The sequence below is a fragment of the Halorientalis sp. IM1011 genome, assembly GCF_001989615.1.
In the GTDB taxonomy this organism is placed as follows: Archaea; Halobacteriota; Halobacteria; order Halobacteriales; family Haloarculaceae; genus Halorientalis.
In genome coordinates, this window is sequence record NZ_CP019068.1 from 241,838 (window position 1) to 266,463 (window position 24,626).

22 protein-coding genes are annotated in these 24,626 nt (G+C 63.6%); 5 read left to right on the top strand and 17 right to left on the bottom strand.

Features of this window, described 5'->3' with window-relative positions:
- Positions 1-14: 14 nt before the first annotated feature.
- On the top strand, positions 15-1,388 hold the full coding sequence (locus BV210_RS18675; protein WP_077208290.1) for an NCS1 family transporter: 1,374 nt from the start codon (positions 15-17) through the stop codon (positions 1,386-1,388).
- Between the two features lie 122 nt (positions 1,389-1,510).
- Here the strand turns inward: BV210_RS18675 and BV210_RS18680 are convergent, their stop codons facing one another.
- Positions 1,511-2,779: a M20 family metallo-hydrolase gene (locus BV210_RS18680; RefSeq protein WP_077208291.1), complete on the bottom strand. Its 1,269-nt coding sequence runs from the start codon at positions 2,777-2,779 to the stop codon at positions 1,511-1,513.
- A 108-nt stretch (positions 2,780-2,887) separates the two neighbouring features.
- Entirely contained in the window at positions 2,888-3,304 is a 417-nt protein-coding gene (locus BV210_RS18685) for a DUF3830 family protein (protein ID WP_077208293.1), read from the bottom strand.
- A gap of 148 nt (positions 3,305-3,452) precedes the next feature.
- Between BV210_RS18685 and BV210_RS18690 the strand changes: the two genes are divergently transcribed.
- Positions 3,453-4,637 carry a M20 family metallopeptidase gene (locus tag BV210_RS18690; RefSeq protein ID WP_077208295.1) on the top strand — a complete coding sequence of 395 codons (1,185 nt, stop codon included), beginning with the start codon at positions 3,453-3,455 and terminating at the stop codon, positions 4,635-4,637.
- A gap of 725 nt (positions 4,638-5,362) precedes the next feature.
- Here BV210_RS18690 and BV210_RS18695 read toward each other — a convergent pair.
- The 4 genes from BV210_RS18695 to BV210_RS18710 form a co-directional block, all read right to left on the bottom strand.
- Positions 5,363-5,683 carry a HalOD1 output domain-containing protein gene (locus BV210_RS18695; protein WP_077208297.1) on the bottom strand — a complete coding sequence of 107 codons (321 nt, stop codon included), beginning with the start codon at positions 5,681-5,683 and terminating at the stop codon, positions 5,363-5,365.
- Positions 5,684-5,739: 56 nt separating this feature from the next.
- Positions 5,740-6,408, bottom strand: coding sequence for a helix-turn-helix domain-containing protein (locus tag BV210_RS18700; protein WP_077208299.1), 669 nt, complete (start codon positions 6,406-6,408; stop codon positions 5,740-5,742).
- A 102-nt stretch (positions 6,409-6,510) separates the two neighbouring features.
- Complete coding sequence (locus BV210_RS20090; RefSeq protein WP_077208300.1) at positions 6,511-6,816, bottom strand: hypothetical protein; 306 nt, start codon at positions 6,814-6,816, stop codon at positions 6,511-6,513.
- A gap of 93 nt (positions 6,817-6,909) precedes the next feature.
- Positions 6,910-7,926: a DUF2804 domain-containing protein gene (locus tag BV210_RS18710; RefSeq protein ID WP_077208302.1), complete on the bottom strand. Its 1,017-nt coding sequence runs from the start codon at positions 7,924-7,926 to the stop codon at positions 6,910-6,912.
- Between the two features lie 327 nt (positions 7,927-8,253).
- On the opposite strand from BV210_RS18710, the gene BV210_RS18715 reads away from it, so the two are divergent.
- From BV210_RS18715 to BV210_RS18725, 3 genes are all read left to right on the top strand, one after another.
- Entirely contained in the window at positions 8,254-9,507 is a 1,254-nt protein-coding gene (locus BV210_RS18715; protein WP_077208303.1) for an RNA-guided endonuclease TnpB family protein, read from the top strand.
- Between the two features lie 197 nt (positions 9,508-9,704).
- A complete protein-coding gene (locus tag BV210_RS18720; protein WP_077208304.1) occupies positions 9,705-9,989 on the top strand; it encodes a winged helix-turn-helix domain-containing protein in 285 nt (94 codons plus the stop codon).
- A gap of 51 nt (positions 9,990-10,040) precedes the next feature.
- Positions 10,041-10,763, top strand: coding sequence for a class I SAM-dependent methyltransferase (locus tag BV210_RS18725; protein WP_077208305.1), 723 nt, complete (start codon positions 10,041-10,043; stop codon positions 10,761-10,763).
- Between the two features lie 40 nt (positions 10,764-10,803).
- Here the strand turns inward: BV210_RS18725 and BV210_RS18730 are convergent, their stop codons facing one another.
- The 11 genes from BV210_RS18730 to BV210_RS18780 all read right to left on the bottom strand — a co-directional run bounded on the left by BV210_RS18730 (position 10,804) and on the right by BV210_RS18780 (position 24,565).
- Positions 10,804-11,268 (bottom strand): MaoC family dehydratase, encoded by a 465-nt coding sequence (locus tag BV210_RS18730; RefSeq protein WP_077208307.1) that lies wholly within the window; start codon positions 11,266-11,268, stop codon positions 10,804-10,806.
- On the bottom strand, positions 11,265-12,983 hold the full coding sequence (locus BV210_RS18735) for an acyl-CoA carboxylase subunit beta (protein ID WP_077208309.1): 1,719 nt from the start codon (positions 12,981-12,983) through the stop codon (positions 11,265-11,267). Before BV210_RS18735 ends, BV210_RS18730 begins: the two co-directional genes overlap by 4 nt.
- Positions 12,984-12,985: 2 nt before the next feature.
- Positions 12,986-14,815: an acetyl-CoA carboxylase biotin carboxylase subunit gene (locus tag BV210_RS18740; protein WP_077208311.1), complete on the bottom strand. Its 1,830-nt coding sequence runs from the start codon at positions 14,813-14,815 to the stop codon at positions 12,986-12,988.
- Complete coding sequence (locus BV210_RS18745; protein WP_077208313.1) at positions 14,815-15,981, bottom strand: acyl-CoA dehydrogenase family protein; 1,167 nt, start codon at positions 15,979-15,981, stop codon at positions 14,815-14,817. The genes BV210_RS18740 and BV210_RS18745 overlap by 1 nt, the downstream gene beginning before the upstream one ends.
- A 25-nt stretch (positions 15,982-16,006) precedes the next feature.
- Positions 16,007-17,689 carry an acyl-CoA synthetase gene (locus tag BV210_RS18750; protein WP_077208314.1) on the bottom strand — a complete coding sequence of 561 codons (1,683 nt, stop codon included), beginning with the start codon at positions 17,687-17,689 and terminating at the stop codon, positions 16,007-16,009.
- A 213-nt stretch (positions 17,690-17,902) separates the two neighbouring features.
- On the bottom strand, positions 17,903-19,273 hold the full coding sequence (locus BV210_RS18755) for a UbiD family decarboxylase domain-containing protein (RefSeq protein WP_077208316.1): 1,371 nt from the start codon (positions 19,271-19,273) through the stop codon (positions 17,903-17,905).
- Positions 19,270-20,775, bottom strand: a complete 1,506-nt coding sequence (locus tag BV210_RS18760) for a UbiD family decarboxylase (RefSeq protein WP_077208317.1) — start codon at positions 20,773-20,775, stop codon at positions 19,270-19,272. The genes BV210_RS18755 and BV210_RS18760 overlap by 4 nt, the downstream gene beginning before the upstream one ends.
- 3 nt (positions 20,776-20,778) lie before the next feature.
- Positions 20,779-21,273: a ubiD operon protein gene (locus tag BV210_RS18765; RefSeq protein ID WP_077208319.1), complete on the bottom strand. Its 495-nt coding sequence runs from the start codon at positions 21,271-21,273 to the stop codon at positions 20,779-20,781.
- A gap of 149 nt (positions 21,274-21,422) precedes the next feature.
- Positions 21,423-22,334 carry an MBL fold metallo-hydrolase gene (locus BV210_RS18770; RefSeq protein ID WP_077208321.1) on the bottom strand — a complete coding sequence of 304 codons (912 nt, stop codon included), beginning with the start codon at positions 22,332-22,334 and terminating at the stop codon, positions 21,423-21,425.
- 117 nt (positions 22,335-22,451) lie between these two features.
- Positions 22,452-23,600 carry an MBL fold metallo-hydrolase gene (locus BV210_RS18775; protein ID WP_077208323.1) on the bottom strand — a complete coding sequence of 383 codons (1,149 nt, stop codon included), beginning with the start codon at positions 23,598-23,600 and terminating at the stop codon, positions 22,452-22,454.
- 440 nt (positions 23,601-24,040) lie between these two features.
- The gene (locus BV210_RS18780) at positions 24,041-24,565 is read right to left on the bottom strand and encodes a helix-turn-helix domain-containing protein (protein WP_077208324.1); all 525 of its coding nucleotides are present in this window, start codon (positions 24,563-24,565) and stop codon (positions 24,041-24,043) included.
- Between the last annotated feature and the right edge of the window lie 61 nt (positions 24,566-24,626).

The window sequence follows — 24,626 nt, forward strand, 5'->3', positions numbered from 1 at the left end:
GCCAGTGATGTCGCATGAGTGAGGATTCCAAGCCGGAAGGACTAGCACCGATTCCGTGGAGCGAACGGACGATGAGCCTGTTGCAGTACCCACCGGTCTGGTGGTCGTCGCTCATCGTCGTCCAGTCGTTCGCCGTCGCCTTTTTCGCCGTCTATCCGCAGGGCGGCTTGAATCTGTTACAGGTGACGCTGGCGGCCGCCATCGGCACGCTGATTCTCTCCGGCCTGTTCATCATGAACGGCTTCCCCGGATACGAGGAGGGGATCCCCTTCGCCATGCAGACGCGATCCGCGTTCGGTATCAAGGGCGCGACGATACCGAACTATCTGCGGATCACGCCCGCCATCGCCTGGCTCGGTATCGGGAACTGGATCGGCGCGCTGGCGATCCAGACCATCTCCACGACGCTCTGGGGTTTCGGGAACGTCTGGGTGTACTTCGCGCTCTTTCTGATACTCAACGTGATCCTCGCGTGGTACGGGATCGAGTCCATCAAGTGGTTCAACTTCGTCGCCTCCGGGGTCATCATCGTCCTGATGACCTACACGGCCTACATCGTCCTCTCCACGGAGGGGATCCCGACCGAGGTCATCACGTACGGCGGCTCCTGGAGCTGGGAGTTCGTCGCCGTCATCTCCGTCATGGTCGGCCAGGTCATCACGGGCGCGCTCAACGCGTCTGACCTCACCAGACACCTCGAAGTCAGCGGGAACGGGAGCGCCCGCAATCAGGTGCTGGGCCACATCATCGGCATCATTCCCCCGTATCTGTTCATGATGCTGATCGGCATCCTCTTCGGCGTCTCGGCGGGGAACCCGAACCCGATCGAGGCCGTCATGGAAGTGGCACCGAACCCCATTCTGGGCTCGTTGATGTTGCTGTTCGTCGTCCTCGCACAGATTTCGACGAACCTCACGATGAACATCCTGCCGCCCGCGAACGTGTTTCAGGACACCTTCGGCGTCTCCTGGAAGCAGGGCGTGGTCGCGACGGGCGTCCTCTCGGTCGCCACGTTCCCCTGGATGCTGTTCACCAGTGACCTGTTCTACACGTTCATCAGCTTCTACGCCGCCTTCCTCGGCCCGATCATCGGAATCTTGATGGCGGACTACTGGATCGTCAAGCGACGGGAGACCGACGTCGACGAACTCTACGACAAGAGCGCCGACTCGAAGTTCTGGTTCGTCCGCGGGTTCTCCGTCACCGGCATCGTGAGCATGGTCCTCGGGACCGTGGTCAGCCTCCCGTATCTCGACATGGGCTGGATGATCGGCCTCCCGGTCGGGTTCGCCAGTTACCTGCTACTGACGAAGTTCGCACTCGACGATCGGGTCAAGTCGTACATGGCACCGGCAGCCGGTGCCCGCTCGACTCCCGACGCGGACTGACCCGGGAGCGACGCTCGCCATCGGCCCGAGCGGGCGAGAAGCATTTTCGCGACGTTTGCGCTCGTCGTCGAGCGGACAGCGGTAGCGAGACCAGAGCCCGCGGCGATAACGGTGAGACTCTCTCAATCCGCAGCCAGATCCGCGAGGCCGGCCGCGAGCACCTGCGTGGCTTCCGCACAGTTGTCCCAGTCGGTCCACTCGCGTGGGCTATGCGAGATGCCGCCGCGGGATGGGGCAAACAACATCCCAGCGTCGGTGACCTTGGCGATGTGCATCGTGTCGTGGCCCGCGCCGGAGTGGAGATCCAGCGTCTCGATCTCCGAGTCTGCGGCCCCCGTTCGCAACGCGTCCAGACACCGATCCGTCATGGCGATCGGTTCGATGTTGTACGGCCGCTCGAACGTCGTCACGACGTCGCGTTCGTCTTCGATCCGGGAGAGCGACTCCCGGATGTCGCCGACGATCCGTTCCATCGGCTCGGATTCGACGTCCCTGACGTCCACGCCCAGTTCGACCCGGCCCGGGACGACGTTGATCGCGTTCGGTGCGACGTCGAGTTTCCCGACCGTGCCGACGACAGTCTCGCCGTGCTCGTCGACGGCCTCCTCGGTCGCCGCTTCGACGTCGAGGACGATCTCGCTGGCCGCGGCCAGCGCGTCCCGTCGGTCGTCCATCGCGGTACAGCCGGAGTGGTTGGCCTCGCCGGCGATCTCGATCTGACAGCGGACGGTCCCCGTGATCGACGTGACGATTCCGACGGGGACGCCGGCGTCCTCCAGCCGTTCGCTCTGTTCGACGTGGAGTTCGAGCCAGGAGTCCCATCCGCTGGCGTCGATGCGGCCCTCGCCGCTGAAGCCGATCTCTTCGAGGGCTTCGCCGAGGGTCACGCCGTCGTCGTCGGCCATCGACCGGGCTTCGTCGACGGTGCGTTGCTCACTGGCGACCGACGAGCCAAGAACGCCGTCCGAGAACCGCGCGCCCTCCTCTTCGGTGAAACACACGACGTCGATCGGCCGTTCGAGGTCCACGTCGGCTTCCTGCAGCGCACGGACGGCCTCCAGAGCCCCGTAGACACCGAGCACCCCGTCGAAAATCCCGCCCTCGGGGACGGAGTCGAGGTGGCTCCCCGTCGCGACGGCCGGCGTGGTCCGCTCGGCTGACGCCGGTACCCATCGGCCGGCGATGTTCCCGACGCCGTCGACGCGGACGTCGAGCCCCGCGTCCTCGAGCCGGTCGACGAAGTACTCCCTGGCGCGTTTGTTCTCTTCGGTGCCGGTCAGGACCGTTCGCCCGTTGCCCTCCACGTCCGAGATGGTCCCGTATTCGGCGGTGCGTTCGATATTCGTCCGAAGTCGATCCGCGTCGACGTACTGGTGAATCGTTCCGGTCATGTCTGTTGCTGTCGACTACTGCCGATACTGTCCCTCTAGAAATCGTGAGGGTTAGCATTGTCGCTCTGCCGAACTCGGTTCGAGCGCGTTACGCGGGCGTCGCGGCGGTCAGACCTCGCGGATGACGATGTCTTTCATCCCGTCTTCGAGCGTGGACTGCTCGATTTCGTCGAGTTCCGACCGCGACGCATTCAGCGTCGCGACGTGATTGCCAGCGAGTTCCCCCGCCGGACTCTTGAAGCACGTGGGGCCGCAGGGCACGAGGATCTCCTGTTCGTTCCGATAGCCCGGGTAGAGCAGGATGTCGCCGCGGGACGGGTAGACCGTGTGGTTCTCGCGGGGAATCTCCGGCAGTTCGATCTCGTCGATGTTCACCCAGGTCGCGTGTCCGCTCCAGCGGACGTGCATCAGGTGGGACTCGAGCGGGAGGAACTCCCGAATCGCCTCGATCGACTGCGGTGCCTCGTCGACCAGCAGGTCGGCTGTGAAGGTCTGTCCCTCGATGTCGAATTCCAGTTGCTCCATGCGTTCAATCGTTCCACCCGAGGGGATAAAGATTTTGGAGAGCCGCGAGAGCAGTACGAACGGACCCGTATGCACACCTCCGAACCCGACGGCCGGCGGAGACAGCGATTCGAATTGCGCCCCAGCCACAGCTCTCGTCCCCCGACCAATGGTCACACCGGAACGTAGCGAGGACGGGGGGCCCTCTCGAACGGCGCTCCAGGACCTCATATCGGACCTCGTGAGTATCGAATCGGAGAACCCACCGGGAAACGAACGCGCCTGTGCGCGATACGTCGAGGCGTGGTTCGACGACCGTGACGTCCGGACGGAGGTCGTCAGAGAACCATACCCGGACCGGCCCCAGATCGTCGCTCAGATCGGCGACGGCCGACCGAGGGTCGTCCTGAACGGGCACATGGACGTGGTCCCGGCAGGCGACCGCGAGCAGTGGGACTCGCCCCCCTACGACCCCCAGGTCCGGGACGGCAACCTGTACGGTCGCGGTGCTGCGGATATGAAGACCGGACTGGCCATCGCGATGGTGACTGCCGCCCGGCTCAAGGCCGATATCGACGCCGGCGACCTCCCCGGGTCGATCGTCGTCCAGGCGGCCATCGGGGAGGAGGCGGCCGAACCCGGCACGAAAACGCTGCTCGACCGCGGATACGACGGCGACTACGGAATCGTGCTGGAACCGACGGGACTGCGCACGGCGACGAGCGTCAAAGGGTGTGCATACTACGAGTTCGAGGTCGGCGGCGAGTCGGCACACGCCGGCCAGCCCGGAGACGGGGAGAACGCGCTCGTGCGAGTCCTGCCGCTGCTCGAGCGACTCCGCGACTACGGGCGGACGGTCAGCCAGCGAACGGACGACCTCGTCGGCCCCGAACACGCGACCCTCACGATGCTCGACGCGGGAACCAAGGAGAACGTCGTCCCCGGCCGGGCGACGATCGCCCTGGATCGCCGTTTCGGCCCCGAGCAAGCCGTCGAAGACGTCGACGACGAGATCGACGACCTGGTTTCGGCGGTCGAGGCCGACACTGCGAGTGACGTGACCTGGCGGCGGACCAGGACGTACGACTCGGCCAGCGCCCCGTCGGACGGGAGACTCGCCGAGGTGTTCCGAGAGCGATCCAGCGACGTAGCCGACGTCCCGCCCGACGAGTACGGACTCACGATCGCCACCGACATGCGGAACTTCGTCGACGATGCCGACATGGAGGCGATCACCTGGGGACCCGGAGCGATCGCACAGGCCCACAGCGATAACGAACACGTGGTCCTCGACGAAGCCGTTACTGGTGCGACCGTCCTCGAACAGAGCCTTCGGGAACTCCTCCGAACGTAGGTCTCAACACATCGGCCGTCGCAGTGGTACCACCCGGTTCGTTGGGCCTGGGAGACCCGCAGTTGGTTTCGAGGGCGAGAAGCGAATGTCCACAACTCGGTAAGAGTTTCTCAGTAGATGTTTCTACAATAGTTCGAGAACAAATAGGTGAAGCGTTCCCCCCATACAAGATATATGTTGGCTGCCGTTCTGATTCCCGTGTCGTTCGCCGTTGAATCGAGGACATGTCGTCGCCGGGCTTGTTTCATCGGTCTGTCCCATCGACGACACACACAGTATTGTCGCCGTCGTATCTCCCGGATCTCAGCAACGATCCGGAGAGTGCGAGCGTTAGATATGGCCTGTATACGCACCAGATGAGCCGATCCGTTCGGGCCGGGGACCGCCCGCGGCGACAGCAAGTAGCGTTCGCCATCGAGACAGATCGCGGTCTCCCCGACCACAACATGTGCTGTCTGCCGACAGTCCTGAGACCGTAGATCAGCCCTGTACTCCGGTTATAGACTGTCGACTCTACACGGATAACCCCGAATACCTCAGGAAGTACAATAGTAATTTAGTTTGATGAAATAGCCAGACTAAGTTCCAACTGAGGTTCATCAACTGCTATTGTGTTTCTTCCCGCTCTACAAAACGAAAACTCGATCTGGTCCAAGCTACCGTTGTGGCCGGCGTTTTGCCAAAAACACGCAAAACCGTGGCTCCGTACTCGAAGGTATCAGGAGCTACCTCTTCGTCACAATCACGAATCCGGTACTATCGACGGTCACCTCACAGCCACAGTAGAAGAATTCGACCGTTCCGACCATCGACTCTCCATCCCCTGCTGTCTGAAAGAGCGCGTCCAAGGCGTCAGGATCGATCGTATCGAATAGCGAGTCGAGCTCGTCCCCCGCCGTTCCGGTGGGGTTTGCTGAAACGGGCTTGCGGCCGGTAAACGCCGAGACAGCGTGAATGACCGCTTCGGACAACGAGTCCTCCTTCGGTGCCTGGTAGGTAAACTCCTCTTCAGTCAGTTCGTCTGTGTGGGGTTGGCATTCTGTCATCGCTAATTACTACGAGACCGACGGGGGAGTACTCCCGGGTTCACTCAATTCAGCCTTTATAAGTGAGTGTCCTGAACCACTGTATTACGGAGCAACGCTTGCTGGCCACGCCGGAGGCGAGATGACAATGCAGACGTCGAGATGCCGAGATCATCGGCGATGGTTTCCATCGTCGTCTGTCGTGGGACAGCGAAATAGCCGTGCTCTAGGGCAGCGAGAAGGGCGTCTCGTTGCGCATCCGTGATACCATATCGATTGGTACGTCCACCGTCGTTCTCCATTGGCTTCTCTTCGTAGAGGCTGTGCAACTCGAAATCCCGGTTGCGCTCACGAGCGGCATCTCGAAAGGCAATCAGTGCCTCCCGAGACGGAAACCGGGCCAGAAATTCCGTCCCTTCAGCCGCGAGTGTGACACTTCTTGGGACGATGTCTCGTTTTCCGGCGATCGAATACAGAGAATTGGCCAGTCCGTCTTCTGAAAGGATTCCACGATACAAGCGCCTGTCTGTGAACTGGTTGAGACGAGAAAAGGACTCGACAGACGGGTCACCAGCCAGCGCAGCTTCGAACGTCTCGAAATCATCACCAGCCGCCCAAAAGATGAATCGCTCCTGATCATCCCGCAATCTATGGACATCTTCTATGTGAAGTCTCATGTCGGGGACCGTTTGCAACGCCTCGTGGAACACCGGACGGCCGATGTTTATTTTTGCAATGTATGTCATTGTTCGATAGTTGTATACTGAGAGTGATCCGAATGCCACTCAACCGAAGCCGACCGCCCTCTCCCCACCACTACTGGACCTGCTGACGACCAATCACCTCGACTATGGAAATTCATCGGGCAGTGCATCTTCATTGGTCAGGAGTAATTGGAGGAGTGGTGCGATCTCCTCGAACTGCGGGCCCCGTGTGACTGTTTGAGAATCCTGATCCCAACGAACATACCCCATGGCCTCTAATTTTGGAAGATGGGAATGGTGCATCTCTCGCCGAAGTCCGGTCAACGTTTTCTCCCCGGTGTGCACTGCTTCTGGAATCGGTACATCCTCCCGCGAGTCGCGTTCTAGGAGTGCTACGAGGACTCGCCGTCGTTGCGTATTGGACATCGCCTCGAACAGGCGATCGACCATTGATAATGGTTATTGATTATGGTTTAAAAACCTTGCATCTGTAACCCCAAATACAGGACTGGATTCAAGAATCGGAATTGGCTCAGAGACAATTCACCACCGGTTCTGTACTTCTTCGGCGAATCCGACGACTTCGTCAATCTCGAGCGTGGTTCCGTCGTCGAGGACGAGCGAACCCGAGTAGTGGCCAAAGACCTGGTGCTGGACGGTCTTGAGGAGCCCCAGGTTGGTTACGTCGTCGCGGTCGAACAGTGGCTCGAAGTGCATGTCGACGCGGTCGTTGGGACTCGTGATCTGCCAGGATTCCGTGTAGTCGTCGAAGTGAAATTCAACGTCAGTCAGCTTGTGGACGGTCCCGTCGTAGACGATGGCGTTCTCGGTTGCCTGCTCGCGGTCACTGAAGCCGTACCCGAAGTTCCACCCCACCCTGACACCGTCGAGGCGGGTCCCACCGGCCCCCCAGTACCACGTGCTGGTGTAGGGCCAGGCACCACGTCCCCAGTCGTGGACACCGAACAGTTCGGGTTCGTCTCCGTCCTCAGCCCGGTCCCCGAGTGTAATCGAACCGCGAGCGGGTAGCGCCGGGTCTTTCATATTGTAGTAGAATCGACGCCGGTTCGCTTCCCAATCGGAGACGATGACGACCGCATCGACCTCCGGGTCCCGCTCCAGCGTCAGGTCGACGTGCAGACCGCGTCCGTCGTCGAAGGAGGGGTAATCGAGACTCACCGTCCGACCGTCCGAGGTGGGGACGAACTCGACTTCGACGCCTCGGCGCTCGAGGCGGACGGCCCCAGATTCCGGGTGCGCAGGTAAGTCGAAGTTCCCGCGCGGGAGCGGCACGATCTCCGAGTCACCCACTTCCTGATGAGTCTCGAAATCGAGCCACGAGGCGGAGAGCAGACCGAGATAGCCCAGATCCGCGACTGTGATCGCGACTCCGAACGACGGCCCGAGAACGGCGTAGTAATCCCACTCCTTGATGCGCCACCACCCGGGAGCGATATCGTCCCGGTCGTACCGGCGAATGGGTGTTCGTGCCCACCCTCGCTCGACGAGCCGTCCCGAGTCGTCCAAGAGCGGGCCCTGCTCGGTGATCTCGTGTTGCATAGATTCCAATTATCCTGGCAGTGTGATGAGAGTATGGGGGACAGTAGCAAATTACTCACCGCCGCCCGGACGATTGTATATAATTCGCACAGTTATCGGGCAACCTGCACCGCTCCCGTCTCTCTATCTTGATTCAGCGAGAGAATCCCGGCCTTCAGGCCGTCATCAGAAATCCGCGATTTCTGATTGCCAGTCAGATGTAATCTGACGACCGGGCGTGAATCGCGTACGCCCGGTGCCACAGTCCGCGCGGGTCTGCCGGGCCGAATATTCCACTTCCACTCCGGTCGGCAAGCCATTATGTAGCCAGCCCGTCACAGGCTATGTATGGCGAATCAGGTCACGCGTACCTACGTTGCGTCCATTCGCAACCACCAGCAGGTACGTGACGACCTCGATTCGCTTGGGTTCGCCGCCTCGAAACTCTGGAACGTCGCCCGGTGGACCTGCGACCGCATCTGGCACGAAACCGGGACGATTCCAGACCACGGTGTTCTCAAAGCCTACCTCAAGAGTCACGAACGCTACGCGGATTTGAACGCACAATCCAGTCAGGCAATTCTCGAAGAATTGGCTGAAGCGTTCGAGTCGTGGTACGCCCACCGCAAGAACGGTAACGAGGACGCGAACTCACCCGGCTACCGCAAGCACGGCGACGACCACCCGCGCTCGACGATAACGTTCAAAGAGGACGGGTTCAAGCATGACCCCGACCACAACAGGATTCGACTCTCGAAGGGGGCGAATCTCAAAGAGTCGTGGTCGGACTTCGTTCTCTGCGAGTACGCCGTTGACACGGATGTGGCCGTACAGAACGTCCAGCAGGTCCGGGCGGTCTGGACTGGCGACAAGTGGGAGTTGCACATCGTCTGTCGTGTCGAGACGGGCGACCCGGACCCACCCGGCGACCGAGCAGCGGGCATCGACCTTGGCATCTGCAACTTCGCCGCCGTCGCGGTCGGTGACGAGGCCCTACTGTACCCCGGTGGCACACTCAAAGAGGACGACTACTACTTCCAGAAAGAGCGGGCAAAGTGCGACGACAGCGACTCCCGCCAAGCACGACGACTGGACCGGAAGCGCCGGGGCAGACGTGACCACTTCTTGCACGCTGTTTCAGCGGATATGGTGGCCGAGTGTGCCGCCCGCAATGTCGGGACGATTGCCGTGGGCGACCTGTCGGGCATCCGCGAGGGAACCGACTGGAGCGACCACGGCAATCTGGACCTCCACGGGTGGGCGTTCGACCGCTTCATCGAAATGCTGGAATACAAAGCCGCCGAGTGCGGCATCAGCGTGGAGCGCGTGGATGAACGTGGGACGTCCAAGTCCTGTGCGTCTTGCGGAACCACCGACGACAGCCAGCGCGTCGAACGTGGGCTGTACGTCTGTGAGGCGTGTGGAATGGTCGCCAACGCCGACGTGAATGGAGCAGAAAACATCCGACAGAAGGTACTCCCGAGTCTCGCCTGTGACGGGGGAGATAGGGATAACGGCTGGATGGCACAGCCAGCGGTGCGCCTGTTCGATAAATCCACGGGGCGAGTAGCCCCACAAGAACAGGCGAACCGCGAACCATAATATCCCAACGCTTGGGAAACCGCGCCGTTTACGGCGCGGAGGATGTCATGTGTTGGCGGGGCGTCGTCGAGTCGTTTTTCACGGCGTCAGTATCTCCAGTCCGCAACTACCACGTACATACGATTATATGGTTGTTCATGGACGTTGGGACCGAATCATCGGTCAGAGAGCGCCCCAGCGCAAGGATCTGAACACTAATGAACCCAGACTGGAACGAAGTCAGTTTCGTGATAAGCTCCCAATACCGAGTTGCAGTGTTGCGCCGCCTCTCCGAGGGTCCCGCAACACCGTCGCAAATCGCCACCGACGCTGACCTGGGAATCGCACATATCTCGCGGGCACTGCAGGGGGTCCGCGAACGAGACCTCGTCGAACTGCTGGTCTCGGAAGACCGCCGGAAGGGCCGTGTATACGGGATCACCGAGGAGGGGTCTCAGGTGTGGGAGCAAATCGAATCTGAGGAACTGGCACCCATCGAGTGAGAGGCGACACCCAACGGGAACACCTATTCGGCGGTCGGTCGTGCGTCCGATATGAAGGACGTCGTCCGGCGGAACTTCGACGCCAGCGTCGACGCATATTCGACCTACGAACGACGGACCAATCGCTTCACTGCGCTCGCGCAACTGCTCGCCGCCGAGATGCGCGCTCGCACGGACGGCGGTTTCGGGACCGTCCTCGATGCGGGCGCAGGGACGGGCGTGAGTACGCGCGTGGTTGCCGAGATGGCGACGGACACGATCGCCCTCGACATCAGCCGCGAGATGATGGCCGAAATCGAATCTCCCACCCGTCTCCAGGCCGATTTCGACCAGTTGCCCCTCGTCGATCGGTCGGTCGACGGGGTCGCGTTCACTGCCTCGCTCTTTCTGGTCCCCGATCCCGAACCTGCAGTTCGGGAAGCCGCCAGAGTCCTCCGATCTGGTGGCGTGGTCGGAGCCGTCGCACCGCTGGGCTGGGTCCGGCCCGACGGGAAAGACGTGTTCGAAGGCCTCGACCGCGAGTCGCGCTCCCCGGCCGGTGCAACTGAGGTCCGGGACGCCCTCGCGGACGCGTTCGCGATCACGACGGGCACCTGGCGGTTTTCGACGACCGCCGCGAATTTGCGGCTCTTCCACGCGATTCCCGCGATGGCCGCGCGCCTCTATCCGAACCTGGACACCGAGGAACGCGTCGCGAAAGCCCGCGAACTCCTCGATTCCCTCGACGGAACCTTCGAGCAGCGATGGCGCTGGATCGTCGGCGTTGCCGAATAGCCGGGTTCGAGGGGTGGTTCGTCCGCGTGGACCGCCGTCGTCACTCGGCGTGTTCGCGTTTCAAGGAGAGTGCCGTGCGGTCGAACTCGCAGACGAGCGGTTCCTCCTCGGCGTTTACCTTGAACACTTCGACGTGCATCGTCACGATTCCACGCTCGCCGTCGCTGGTCTCGCGTTTGTCGGTCACGGTCGACTGAACGCGGATGGTATCGCCGTGGAACACCGGATTCGGGTGTTCGACGTTGTCGTAGGACAGGTTCGCGACGATGGTGCCGTCGGTGGTGTCCGGAATGGTCAGGCCGACGGCCAGACTCATCGTGTAGAGCCCGTTGACCAGTCGCTCGCCGAACTCGGTGTCGGCCGCGAAGTCGGCGTCGAGATGCAACGGCTGCTGGTTCATCGTCATGTCGCAGAACTGCTGGTTGTCGCGCTCGCTGACGGTGCGTCGCTTCTCGTGTTCGATGGTCTCGCCGACCTCGAACTCCTCGTAGTACTTCCCTGTCATAGGATGGTTCCGTGTTTCTTGTCCGGGAGGTCTTTCTCGACGGTCTCGTAGAACGCGAAGCGGTTCGTCAGCTCCTCCCGGAGGTCACTCGGCGGGACGATCTCGTCGACGACGACCTCGCTGGCCATCCGGTGGATGTCGATGTCCTCGCGGTACTCCTCGCGGAGTTCCTGCTCACGCTGTGCGCGTTCGTCTTCGTCGTCGATCTCGGAGAGCTTCCGGGCGTAGACGGCGTTGATCGCCGCCTCCGGGCCCATGATCGCGATTTCGCCACTCGGAAGACCGATGGTCGATTCGGGATCGTAGGCCGGCCCGGACATCGCGTAGATCCCCGCGCCGTAGGCCTTCCTGACGACGACCGACTGTTTGGGCACCGTCGCCGAGGACGTGGCGTAGATCATCCGTTTGCCCTGTTCGAGGATTCCCTCCTTCTCGACGCCCGACCCGGCCATGAATCCCGGCGTGTCACAGAGGTACAACAGCGGGATGTTGTAGGCGTCACAGGTCCAGATGAACTGGGCTGCCTTTTCGGCGGCGTCGGGGAAGATCGCACCGGCCCGATGGTTGGGCTGGTTGGCGACGATGCCGATCGGCCGGCCGTCGATCCGGGCGAACGAGGTGATGATCTCCTTGCCGTACTCGGGCCGCAGTTCGAGCGTGGACCCGGCGTCGACCACCCGGTCGATCACGTCGAACATGTCGTAGCCCTTGTTCGGTTCCTGGGGGACGATGGAGTCGATGCCCTCGGGTGAGAACTTCGGCGACGTTCCCTCCGTCTGTGGCGGGTCCTCGTCGGCGTTGTCGGGCAGGTAGCCGATGAGTTTGGCGACGAGTTCGCGGGCGTGTTCCTCGTCCTCGGCGATCAGATCCGCGCTCCCGGAGTGTTTCGCGTGAACGTCGGGGCCGCCGAGGTCTTCCAGACTGATCTCCTCGCCGGTGACCATCTCGACCATCCGGGGACTGGCGATGGCCATCGCGCTCATCCCACGGACCATGACCGTGAAGTCCGCGAAGACGGGCGTGTACGCCGCGCCGGCGATGCTTGGGCCGTACAGCACGCAGATCTGCGGGACGCGCCCCGAGAGCATCGAGTGGTTGTAGTAGAACTTCCCGATGCCCTCGCGGTTGGCGAAAAAGCCCGTCTGCTGGTCGATCCGACCGCCCGAGGAGTCCATCAGGTAGAGCACGGGACGGCCCGTTTTCAGGGCCCGCTGTTGCATCCGCAGGAACTTCTCGACGCCCTTGGAAGCCATCGACCCGCGTTTGACCGTGTAGTCGTTAGCCATGAAGTGCAGGTCGCGGCCCTCGAACTCCGCGGCCCCGGTGATGAGCCCGTCGGCCGGGAGCTGGTCCTCGGCGTCGAACTCCGCGAACTTGCCGTCCTCGAACAGGAAGTCGTCACCGAACCAGAGGTCGACCCGATCGCGGACGAACAGCTTCCCCTGCTCTGGCAACTGTTCTTTGTACTTTTCGGGACCGCCCTGGAGGATCTCCTCGATCTCCTCGATCAGGGTCTCCTCGCGTTCGGTCGGTCCGAGATCGGCCTCGACCTGTTCTTCGGTCGCGTCTCGCTCCGCGCCGTCGTAGCTGGCACTGCCGACCTCGTCGCCGCTGTCGACGACGAGGATCACGTCGTCCTCGAAGTGGGTCGCCAGCGCTTCGGCCATGGCCTGTGCCTCCGATTCGGTCGTGTCGTCCGGAATTCTGATTCGCATGGTCACTCCTCCAGGGCGACCAGCGTGTCGCCCATGTCCACGGAGTCGCCCTCGGCGATCGGAACCGACGCGACGGTCCCGCCGCCGGAGGCCACCACGTCGTTCTCCATCTTCATCGCCTCCAGCACGCAGACGACGTCACCCGCTGCGATCTCGTCACCGGGTTCGACCTCGACCGACAGGATGGTTCCCTGCATCTCGGCCGTGATCGCACCCGCCGCGGCCACGTCCGGGGTGGTGCTACCCGACGAGCCGCCGGAACTCCCGCCGCTGGAGCCGCCAGCCGCCTCGCCACCGGTCGGTGCCCGCGGGAGGCCGTCCTCGACGACCACGTCGAAGCGCTTCCCGTCGACCTCGACGGCGATCTCGTCGGTCGACGCCGACCCGGTGTCACCACCGATCTCGTCGGTACCCCAGCGCTCGACCGCCGCGTCGAGATCGCTGTCGTCGAGTTCCTGATCGAGGTATTTCGTGGTGTGCTCGCCGCTGACGAAGCGCTCGTCGTCGAGCATCAACCGGTGGAACGGGATCGTCGTGTGGACGCCCTCGACGGTAAAGTGGTCGAGTGCGCGTCGCGACCGGCTCAGACAGTGCTCGCGGTCCTCGCCGGTGACGATGAGTTTCCCGATCATCGAGTCGTAGTCGCCGCCGATCTCGTCGCCCTGCGTGACCGCGTGATCGAGCCGGACGCCGATACTGCTCGGGGGATCGTACGTCGTCAACGGCCCCGGCGTGGGTGCGAAGTCCGCGGCCGGGTTCTCCGCGTTGATCCGGTACTCGACGGCGTGACCCTCGATCTCCACGTCGTCCTGTGCGAACGCGAGTTCCTCGCCCGCGGCGACCCGGAGCTGCCAGCGCACGATGTCGATCCCGGTCACCTCCTCGGTGACGGTGTGTTCGACCTGGATCCGGGTGTTCACTTCCATGAAGTAGAATTCCGGTTCGGCGGCTGCGCCGCCTTCCCCTCGTTGCGTCTCCGACGCAACGCTGTCTTCAACGAGGAACTCTACGGTCCCGGCGTTCGTGTAGCCGGCTTCGCCGACGCCCCGCCGGGCGGCCTCGCCGATCTCCTCGCGTAACTCGGCGTCCAGCGCCGGACTGGGGGCTTCCTCGATGACCTTCTGGTGGCGGCGCTGGAGCGAGCAGTCACGCTCGCCGAGATGGCGGACGTTGCCGTGTTCGTCCGCGAGCACCTGCACCTCGATGTGTTTCGGGGCTTCGAGGTACTTCTCGACGTAGACCGAGTCGTTGTCGAAGTACGCCTCGCCCTCGCGCTTTGCGCTCTCCAGCGCGTCCTCGACTTCGGCCTCGCTCCGGACGATCTTCATGCCGCGGCCGCCACCGCCGCCTTCGGCCTTGATGGCGATGGGATAGCCGTACTCCTCACCGAGTTCCCGGACCTCGGCGGGGTCGTCGACGGGCTCGGTCGTCCCGGGAACGACCGGGACGCCGGCGTCCTGCATGACGGTGCGGGCTTTCGTCTTCTCGCCCAAGGTCTCCATCGCGTCGCTGGGCGGGCCGACCCACGTGATCCCGTCGGCGGCCTCGACCCGAGCGGCGAACTCGGCGTTCTCCGCGAGGAAGCCGTAGCCGGGGTGGATCGCGTCGGCTTCGGCCCGCTGTGCCACGTCGACGATCTCGGCCTGATCGAGGTACGACTCGCTCGCGGGTGCCGGCCCGACGTTGTACGCCTCGTCGGCGTACTCGACGTGGCCGGCAGACCGGTCGGCGTCGCTGTAGACGGCGACCGTCTCGATACCTAACTCTTCGCATGCCGCCATCACGCGGACCGCGATTTCCCCGCGGTTGGCGACGAGAACTTTCTCGAACATCAGTATGACTTGGGGAAACCGAGTTCCTGGCTGATGTGGTTGTACGCCATCTGCTGGGAGACCGGGGCCAGCCGCGTGAGGTTGATCTCGCGCCACCAGCGCTCGACGTCGTACTCCTTGGCGTAGCCCCAGCCGCCGAAGGCCTGCATCGACTGCTTGACCGCCTCGATGCCGGCGCTGACGGCCGTGGCCTTGGCCACGTTAGTCTCGTAGCCACACTCCTCGCCCTGATCGTAGAGCCACGAGGCCTTCTCACGCATCAGCGACGCCGTCTCCATACGCGCGTAGGCCTGCGTGATCGGGAACGAAACGGCCTGGTGGCTGCCGATGGGCGCGTCGAACACCTCGCGGTCGTTGGCGTACTGGATGGCGGTGTCGGCGGCCAGTTTGCCGATGCCGGTGCCGGCGGCCGAGAAGCCGATCCGTTCCGGGTTCAGCATGTCGACCAGCGCCCACCACCCCTCGTCTGCCTCGCCCAGCAGGTTCTCCTCGGGGACGCGTACGTCCTCGATGAAGACCTCACAGGACTTGGAGTAGTTGATGCCGTGTTTGTCGATGGGCGCGACGTCGATCCCGGGGTCGTCCATGTCGATGATGAACAGGCTGATCCCGTCGGTCCCGCGGTCGACGTCTTCGCGTGGCGTCGTGCGCGTGACGAGGATCATGTTGTCGGCCCGATCCGAGAAGGTGATCCACGCTTTCTGTCCGTTGAGGACGTACTCGTCGCCGTCCTTCTCCGCGCGGGTCGCGACGTTCAGCGTGTTCGTCCCGGCCTCGGGTTCGGTGATCCCGATCGAGAAGTTTCGCTCACCGTTCGCGATGTCCGGCAGGTAGGTCTCCTTCTGTTCCTCGGTGCCGTTCTCGCGGATGCCGACGGCGGCCATCCCCGCGGTCAGTACCAGGTACCAGGTGCCGGCCATGCCACAGCCCTCGGCACAGAGGGTCTCCATGGCCAGTCCCATCTCCTGCATGCCCATGCCGGCCCCGTCGTACGCCTCGGGGACGAGCAGGCCGTGGAAGCCGGCTTCGGCCAGTTCGTCCCAGAACCCCTGGGCGAACTCCCCGGCTTCCTCTTTCTCGCGCCAGTACTCGGGTCCGTACTCGGCCGCCACGTCCTCGGCGGTCGACCGAATCATCGAACGTTCCTGCGTCGTGTCGAAATTCATTGTATATTGTCTCTCCTGCTGCGTCTCAGGCCTCGACGTCGGCTTCGTCCTCGGCGTCGTCCTGCAGTTCGGTCCGGCGGATCTTGCCCGTCACCGTCTTGGGAAGGTCCTCGCGGAACTCGATCTCGCGCGGGTACTCGTGGGCCGAGAGTTCTTCTTTCACGTGGGTCTGGATGTCCTCACTGAGACTCTCGGACGGTTCGGCGCTATCGCTCGGAACGACGTAGGCTTTGACGATGTTCCCCCGCTCGTCGTGGGGTTTGGGGACGACCGCTGCCTCCGCGACGGCGGCGTGTTCGCCCAGCGAACTCTCGACCTCGAACGGCCCGATCCGGTAGCCCGAGGAGAGGATCACGTCGTCGGCCCGCCCCTCGAACCAGAAGTAGCCGTCTTCGTCCTTGTGCGCGAGGTCACCCGAGAGGTACCACTCGCCGTCGGGCCCGTCGACGAAGGCCTTCTTGGTCTTCTCGGGTTTGTTCCAGAACTCGGCGAAGAAACACGGGTAGTCGCCACGCTGGGCGATTTCGCCGGTCTCGCCGGGCTCCATGACCTCGCCCGTCTCGGGGTCGACGATGTCGGCTTCGATGCCGGGCAGTGGTTTGCCCATCGACCCGGGTCGAAGCTCCATCGTCGGGTAGTTGTTGATGATCATGTTCCCCGTCTCGGTCTGGCCGTACGTATCGAGGATGGTGACGCCGAGTTCGTCCTCACCCCACTCGACGACGCCGGCGCTGAGCGGTTCGCCGATCGAGAGCGCGTGTCGCAGGTCCAGATCGGCGTCGGCGAGTACCGCCTCGTTCTCCCGGAGCATCCGGTAGGCCGTCGGGACCGAGAACAGGACGTTGATCGGGTACTCGTCGAGCAGGTCGGCCCACTCCTCGGGATCGAACTCGCCCTCGTAGGTGAACAGCGAGGTGCCCCAGTACCAGGCTCCGAGCGTGTTGATCGCGCCCGTCAGCCAGCCCAGGTCGCCGGTCGACCAGTAGAGGTCGCCGTCCTGGAGGTCGACGGCGTACTTCTGGGTGGCTGCGACGCCGGCGATCCAGCGCTGTTTGTGGAGGACACCCTTGGCGAGGCCGGTCGTCCCGGAGGTGTAGTACAGTAAGGCGTCGTCTTCGCCGCCAGTCTCGGCTACCTCGTACTCCGTGCTCGCCTCGTCCAGCGCGGTGTTGAAGACCACGTCGTCGGTGGGTGCGCCGCCGCCGCGGTCGACGGTGATCACGTGTTCGACCGTGGGCGCGTCGTCCAGCGCGTCTTCGACCGTGTCGCGGTTGTCCGTCGTGGTGACGAGGACCTTCGCGTCGCAGTCGTCGAGGCGGTAGGAGATCCCGTCGGGCCCGAACCGCTCGTTGACGCTCCCCCAGACGGCGCCGTGTTTGAGCGTCCCGACCAGCGCCACGTAGTGTTCGGGGATCCGAGGCATGTACGAGAAGACCCGGTCGCCCTGCTCGACGCCGAGAGCGTCGAGGACGTTGGCGAACTGGCTCGACCGGTCGGCCAGTTCCCAGAAGGTCATCGTCGTCAGCTCCCCGTCGGTCCCGACCTGATAGAGCGCGACCTGCCCACGGTCGGTGGCGTGGCGGTCGGCGACCTCGTGCCCGATGTTCAGTTCGGCCGGTGCGTCCCAGTCGGCCTCCGCGTAGATGTCGTCCCACGAGAACTCTTCCCGCGCCCGTTCGTAATCTTGGAGGTTGTGGCTGGTCACCATACACCGCTCGGGATAGGAGTTTTTGATATAACTGTATTGGTTAATTTCTTACTTGTAAACATTGAGTAGAATATGGTATTAGTACCCACAACGGTATTAATTGACTGCAGTGTTGCGTAAACGTACCTGTTTTCGACCACTAGACTATATTATATTTATTTTCGGTGAGGATGTCAAGGTCAGATTCGGCCGGCGACGAACTCACGGACGGGGTCAGTTGGCGTCGTATTCGGCCCACAGCGCCTGTGCCGTGTCGCGGACGACGCTCGGGAACGAGTTCTCGAACGTGACACGTGGTGCGATGTAGGTGTCTTCCCAGCGGGGGTCCCAGGCCGCGTTCACGTAGAGGCGCGAGCCCGTCTCGCCGTCCCGGCGGTACCGGGGCCGTGTCGCTGCCGGTGCGTCCGGGTCGCTGAACGTCCAGTCGCGCGCGGGGTGGGCTTTCAGCCAGATGTCGGCCAGGACTCGGCCGAAGTCGTGAGGCGGCACGTCCTCGTCGACGACGACGACCGTGTCGAACAGCGACGAGAACGAGAAGAGGATGTTCGCGAGTTGCCACTCGAAGCCGGCGTAGAGGATGTCGCTGGCCACGACACAGATCCCGAGTTCGGCTTCCGCCGGCACCAGGAGCCACTCGACGGGCGAGATACCCCAGTAGTTGTTGACCCGGTGGTAGAGGGCCGCCGCCGTCGTCAACCCCGTGAGCTGGAGGTCGTCGGCGAGCGGCCGGCCGACGGGCGACACGGGGACGACCGGCTCGTCGGTGGCGAGGACACGCTCGACCGACAGCGAGAGCGCCCCGCTCTCGACGACGTACTCCCAGGCTTCCCGACGGTCGGAACGGAAGTCCGGTTGCCGGTCCGCGATCGTCGCCTCGACGACGACTTCCGTCGTACTCGGGACGAGCCCGCCGTTGGTCGGCACGAGCGGGACGGTACCAGCCACCCCACAGGACTGGATCGGCGTGTCGACGCGCTCGGTGACGGTCAGCAGGTAGGCGGTCGTGATAGCGGCCGGCGGGACGCCGAGTGCGATCGTGATCGTCGCCCCCTCGCTCACGAGCGACGGGAGGGCGTCGGGCACGCGGACTCTGAGTTTGTCCCCGCTTACGACGGAGCCGTGGATCGGGGCCCAATGGGTTCCGTCGGCGGTCGAGACCGACGCGATACCGAGCGTCATCACGGGCCAGGTATCGTGTTCGCCCTGTGGGAATCCGAGGTCCTGTACGTCCGCGTCCGTCCCCGACGCCGACTGGCCCGTGTACGTCGGCTCCGGGTGCCCGCCCACCGGCCCGAGGTCGCTGATCGTCTCCAGGAGGGCGACCAGCGTCGCCTCGGGATCCAACCCGAGTCCCAGCGAGAGCCGCGACCACGGGCGAGCGTCGCGTCGCTGCATCAGGTCCGCGCCGCTGAACACGCCGCTCGCCAGGTCGATTCCGTCGGGACGGTCGAACCGAAGCGCCGGCCCGCTCGCACGGAGCGCCTCGCCCGCGAGGACGTCGACCGGAACGTCGAACGGCCCGTCGAGAGACACGAGGTCGTCGTCGCCGGCCAGTCCGTGGACGTACTGCGCGAACGGAATCATCGCGACTCACCCTCCCGCTCGTCGAGACGGTCGAACTGCGCTGGGTCCAGTCCCGCCTCGACGAGGCGTTCCTGGGCCCGCTTCCGGGTTTCGGCGGCCGCGGTCGACTCCACCGGGTCACCGTCGGTAGTCGCGTCGATGTAGGCTTTGGCGGTCTTGGCCTTCGAGGTTCCCACGTCCGCGCTGCCTTTCTCGTCGGGCGTCTGGTAGATGTTGAGCGGGACTTTCGGCATCCGTTCGACGCCGAACTGGTGAAAGTCGGCGTCCGGATCGGCGTCGAGTGCGATCGCCGACAGCACCGCGCGAGGATCGAGTGGATCCACGTCGGGGTCGACGAAGACGAAGAAGTCGATGTGGAGCATCCCCCACGTCGTGAAGATGAAGTTCGCGAGTTCGTGGAGATAACCCGGATAGGGACGCTCCGTCGAGATGACCCAGACGGTCCGGGACGTGAACCGCCACGGAACCGCCAGCTCGACGTCGAATCCGGCGGCCCTGAGTCCGACCGTCGCGTCGGGACCGGCCGCAGCGACCCGGAGCGTGCTGGAGGAGTTCTGCCCGTAGCCGACGCCGGTGCCCTCGACGCAGAAGGGCAGTCGCGGTTCTTGCCGGTGGGTGATCGCGTCGACCTCGAACACCGGCATAGACCGCCGCGGCCCGTTCATGTACCCGAAGTAGTCGCCGAAGGGCCCTTCGTCGAGTCGGTCGCCGGGCCGGACGTGCCCCTCCAGTACCAGCTCGGCCGTCGCCGGAACGTACAGGTCGCTGGTCTCGCACTCGACGAGATCCACGGGCGCGTCCTTGAGCCCGCCTGCGAAGGCGGCCTCGCTCCGACCCGTCGGTATCCACATGTCGGCGGTACACTCGACGGTGGGTTCCGCGCCGACGACGACCGCGATCGGCATCGGTTCGTCCCGGGGTTCGTAGTCGTAGTAGTAGCGGTTGGGGACCTGTTCCCCGGCCAGCAGCAGTAGACTGGCCTGTGAATCGTCGTGGAGCATCATCCGGTGGCTCGACCAGCGCCCCCACTCCGTGTCGGGATCCGGGGCGACGATGGTGTGGAGGTTGGAGTAGCGTCCCCCGTCACCCTCGTGAATGTACGGCCACGGGAACGACAGCAGGTCGACGTCGTCACCGGTTCGGATCGTCGTCTTGCAGGGAGCGTCCCGCTGATCGACGACCCGTGGCTCCGTCGGCGTGTGCAGCCGGTCGATCACCCGGTCGTAGTACGTGCGCCCCGACAGCCCGTCCGAAAACCCCAGCGCCCGGGCGAAGTGCTCCCAGGGGCGAGCACGGGGACCGCGGTAGGGATCGCCGACCAGTGTCGTCTCCGTCTCCAGCCCTGCGATCGACTCGAAGACGGGAATCGGCCCGTCACGAAGGTTGGCGAGCATCGTCACCGCACTGGCTTCGAGGTCCCACGACACCGGCTGCTCGACGGTCCGAGTCCAGCCAGTCTCTTCGAGCGAGTCGAGATAGTCGCGAAACGAGTCGACGGACATCGGTCACTCCTGTTCCCCGAGCGCACGCCCGAGCGGGTCGTCGTCTGACTCGTCACGGACCTCCGCGTAGGTGTCGAGCAGGGCCGGTCGTTCGGAAGCGAGGTGGTCGAAGGCGATCTCGCGGAGTGCGTCGGCGGTCGATTCGTACTCGCCCGTCTCGACGAGATATCGCAGAAGTACGCTCAGGTCGTCGGACCGCGTGTTGAGGATGTTCGAGGTGGTCTCCTGTTCGGTCGCCAACCGGGTCAACAACTCTTCGTCGAGACCCGTCGCGTCGGTTTCGTCGAGTAATTCGATGTATCTGGTTTCGCTGACGCTCTCGTGTGGCCCGGCGACGACTGTCACCGGTTCCGGGTCGGTGAGGTCGTCGGGATCCTGTGCGATCCGGACGCGTGCCTCGAAGATACGTTTCGTCTGGGCGTCGGTGATCTGTAGCGTGGTTTCGGCCTGTGACTCCTCGGGGAGATGGTCCGCCGACGTGATGTAGTGGCTCGACATTACGGGCCCTCGATTGGTTCGCGGATGTTCCTAGGACCCTGTAGTGCCTGTGGCATATATGTACCGTCGGGACTGCTCCGGCGTGTGGATTCCGACAGGCGACTCCCCTCTATCGATGTGTCGAAGTCGACTACCATGCCGGAACGTGCTCAACTGGACACAGCAACGATGCCGTCGTCTGTGAACGAGACAGCGACGTCGTTCTCGTCTTCGAGGTACTCCAGGTACTCACAGACGACGAGCGTGAGGAACCCGACAGTCCCGTCAGTGGCTTCGAACACCTCTCTGGCGAGTTGGCTGGCTGTGACTGGTTCCTCGGTGGTTTCCACCGCCGTCTCGATACCAGCCATGGCCGCCCGGGCCTTTCCGAGTGCATCCTCGATCCGTGCCGCTGGTTCGGAGATCACCGGGCCGTGACCGGGCACCAACCGGTCCGCATCGTAGGTCCGCAGTCGCTCCAGGGAATTCAGATAGGCGCCGATGTCTCCGTGGAGCGGGCCGTACATGAAATGGCCATTCGTCGACACGAGGTCGGCCGAGAGCAACGTTTCGCTCTCGGCGTGCCAGAGTGCCATGTGCTGTGCGGAGTGGCCTGGCGTGTGGACGACCTCACACTCGTATTCGCCCACGCTGACCGTCTCGCCGTCCCCGACGACTCGGCTGATCCGGATGTCGTCTTCGGCGTAGTCGTCGAGCGGAAAGTACGACTCGTCGATAGCGCTCCGGCCGTCGGCGAGCCCGACACTCCGTTCCTGAATCTCCGCGTGAACGCGTTCGAGGTAGTTCCGATAGTCGGTGACGATCGATGGGACCCCCTCGAAGACGACGTGGGGCAGCGCCGCGAGTTCGGGGATGGTCTGACTCCCGCCAACGTGGTCGATGTGCGGGTGAGTCAGTATCACACGCTCGATATCGGCGAGGGTCCCTCCGGCAAGTGCGTCTGCTATCGCGTTCCGGGAGTCGTCGGTGACGTGGCCGGTATCGACGAGTGTATCTCCGATCCGGTAGACGTTGACCGTCCCATAGAGCGGTTGAGAGAGCTCCCGGCGCTCGTATTCCATATCGATTGTTGGAATCGCCCCGGCAAAAACATCCGCCCCGTCGTTCACGACGGGGGTTTCCTCCCTGAGAGTCTCGGCTATCCGGCGGGTGTGCGACGGGAGAGCGGGCGCTGTCGGCTAGGCGGCACAGTTGTTCGGCCCCAGTTCGAGTTCCGTCGCCTCCCCCTCGTCGTCGACGGTCTCTTTCCCGGTGTTGATGGCGATCACTGTCTCGTAGTTCGGGGGCTTCTCCGGGGCGTCCTCGGACAACCGCTCGACGAACGCGTCGCGGTCGAGGCCGAGATAATCGAGATCACGGCGCAAATCGCCAAGCCGGGCCTCGAGAGGCTTACCCGGCGACCCGTTCTCGTAGCGCCCGTCGCTCGTGACGGTGAGGTGGCCCGGCAGGACCGTCGTGGCGTCCGGGAGATCGAGAATCGTCTCGTGCAGGGAGTCGTACAGCAGTTCCGCTCCCCGGGAGGCGTCGTCCTCGCCGAACTGGAGTTCCGTTCGCCCGACGGAGTCGACGAACAGCGTATCGCCCGTCAACAGGAGTTCCCCGTCGACGAGGTAGTTCATCATCTCCGAGGTGTGGCCCGGTGTGTGGAGCGCCTCGATCTCGACGTCACCGACGGTGACGACTTCCCCATCCAACAGCGGTTGGTAGTCGTACTCGACCCCGCGCTGCCTCGCTGCTTCGCCGAGGTGATAGGGCACGCCGACCTCGTCGGCGAGTGCCCGACCGCCCGAGATGTGGTCGGCGTGGACGTGCGTATCGAGCACGCGCGTGATGGAGAGCCCAGCGTTCTGGGCAGCAACTTTGAACTGGTCGGTCTGTCTGGTCGCATCGACCACGACGGCCTCTTCTGCTTGTTTCGAGCCGACGATATAGCCCAGACACCCCTTCGCTCGGCGCTGGACCTGCCGAACGACGAGGTCGTCGCTGGCCGTCTCGATTGGGACGACCTCGTACCGTTTGCTCCATTCCTCCATGCCGCCAGAGACGACCGAGAGGTCGTCGTACCCGTGTTCGTCCAGTTCGAAGACGAACGGCGTCGAGGTCAGCCCCTTCCCACAGATTGCGACGACCGGCCGGCCGTCGGCCAGTGCGTTCACCTCGTTCAGCTGGGCCTCGCTCAACCCCTCCCGAGGGTCGTACGGGACGTTCTCCGCGTCGCGCACGTGCCAGGCCTCGAAACTGTCTTCGGGACGCACGTCGATGAGTGTGAACTGTTCGTCGGCGTCGATCTTGTCGGCGAGTTGGTCAGCTGTGATGTTGTTGACCATGTATCTCACCTCTGTTGTGTCGAGATTGGCGTTCGTCGGCGTCCTCGCGCGCTTCCGTGGGGTCACACGCCAGCGTATGCCCCGTTCGGGCACCCCTTCCCGCGCGAGATCGCGGACGTCTCTTCCCCTGCGCGACGGCGCGATTGGGGGGTACGCCCTCCGGATGTTCATGCATTGTGGCCACTATTCGACATGTCGAACAATACTGGATGGTTGGGGATCGGACCTCCTGTTCGACACGCACTCCTCTGGAGTTGGATAGGGGTGAAGCGCGTTCTCGGTGGGTACCCAGATTCGTTGCCAGGAACGACCGCTCCCCTTGCAGGGCAATTTGCCGACAGGAAGAGTCCACAGTATTGTCCGAATGGATACATACACTCGCTCGGTTGTAGGCAGTGGCGATGACGAGTACCTGGGTGACCGCGGGGGCAGTTCCGCCCTCAGGCGTCTCGGTGGGCCCGAACGAACGCCCGTCGCAGGACGGTCAGGAGGACGTACGTCTCGTACTTCTGGGTCCGACAGTGCTCGCAGGGGTGCATGTCCGCGACGATCTGTTCGATCGCGTCGTCGTACTCCGCCGTGAGTGTCCCGAGCGCGTCCGTGATCTGGGGCTGGACGGCGTCGACCATCTCCTCGACGGCGGCGTCGGCCGAATCCGGCAGCGAGTACGAGAGGACGATCGTGTTCGCGTGATAGTACTTCGTCGTCCCGCCGCGGCCCTCCTCGAAGCGAACGACGTCGACGAGGCCTGCGTCCCGTAACTCGTTGATGTGGTGTCGAACCGTGTTCTCCGTGCGGTCGACGCCACGGTCTTCCAGGCGCTCGTGGACTTCGGTCGCAGTCAGGGCTTCGTCGTCCAGAATATCGAGGATCATCGCCCGCATCGGTTCGTCGATCGCGTCCGAAACCCGGGTGTCTCGCACCGCGATGTCCGCGAGACGGTGGTCGGTACCGGAACTATCCATACGAGAACTGAGCGCGAGCAGGCCTGAAAAGGTGAGGGACGCGAGAAAACAGACGGGCAGT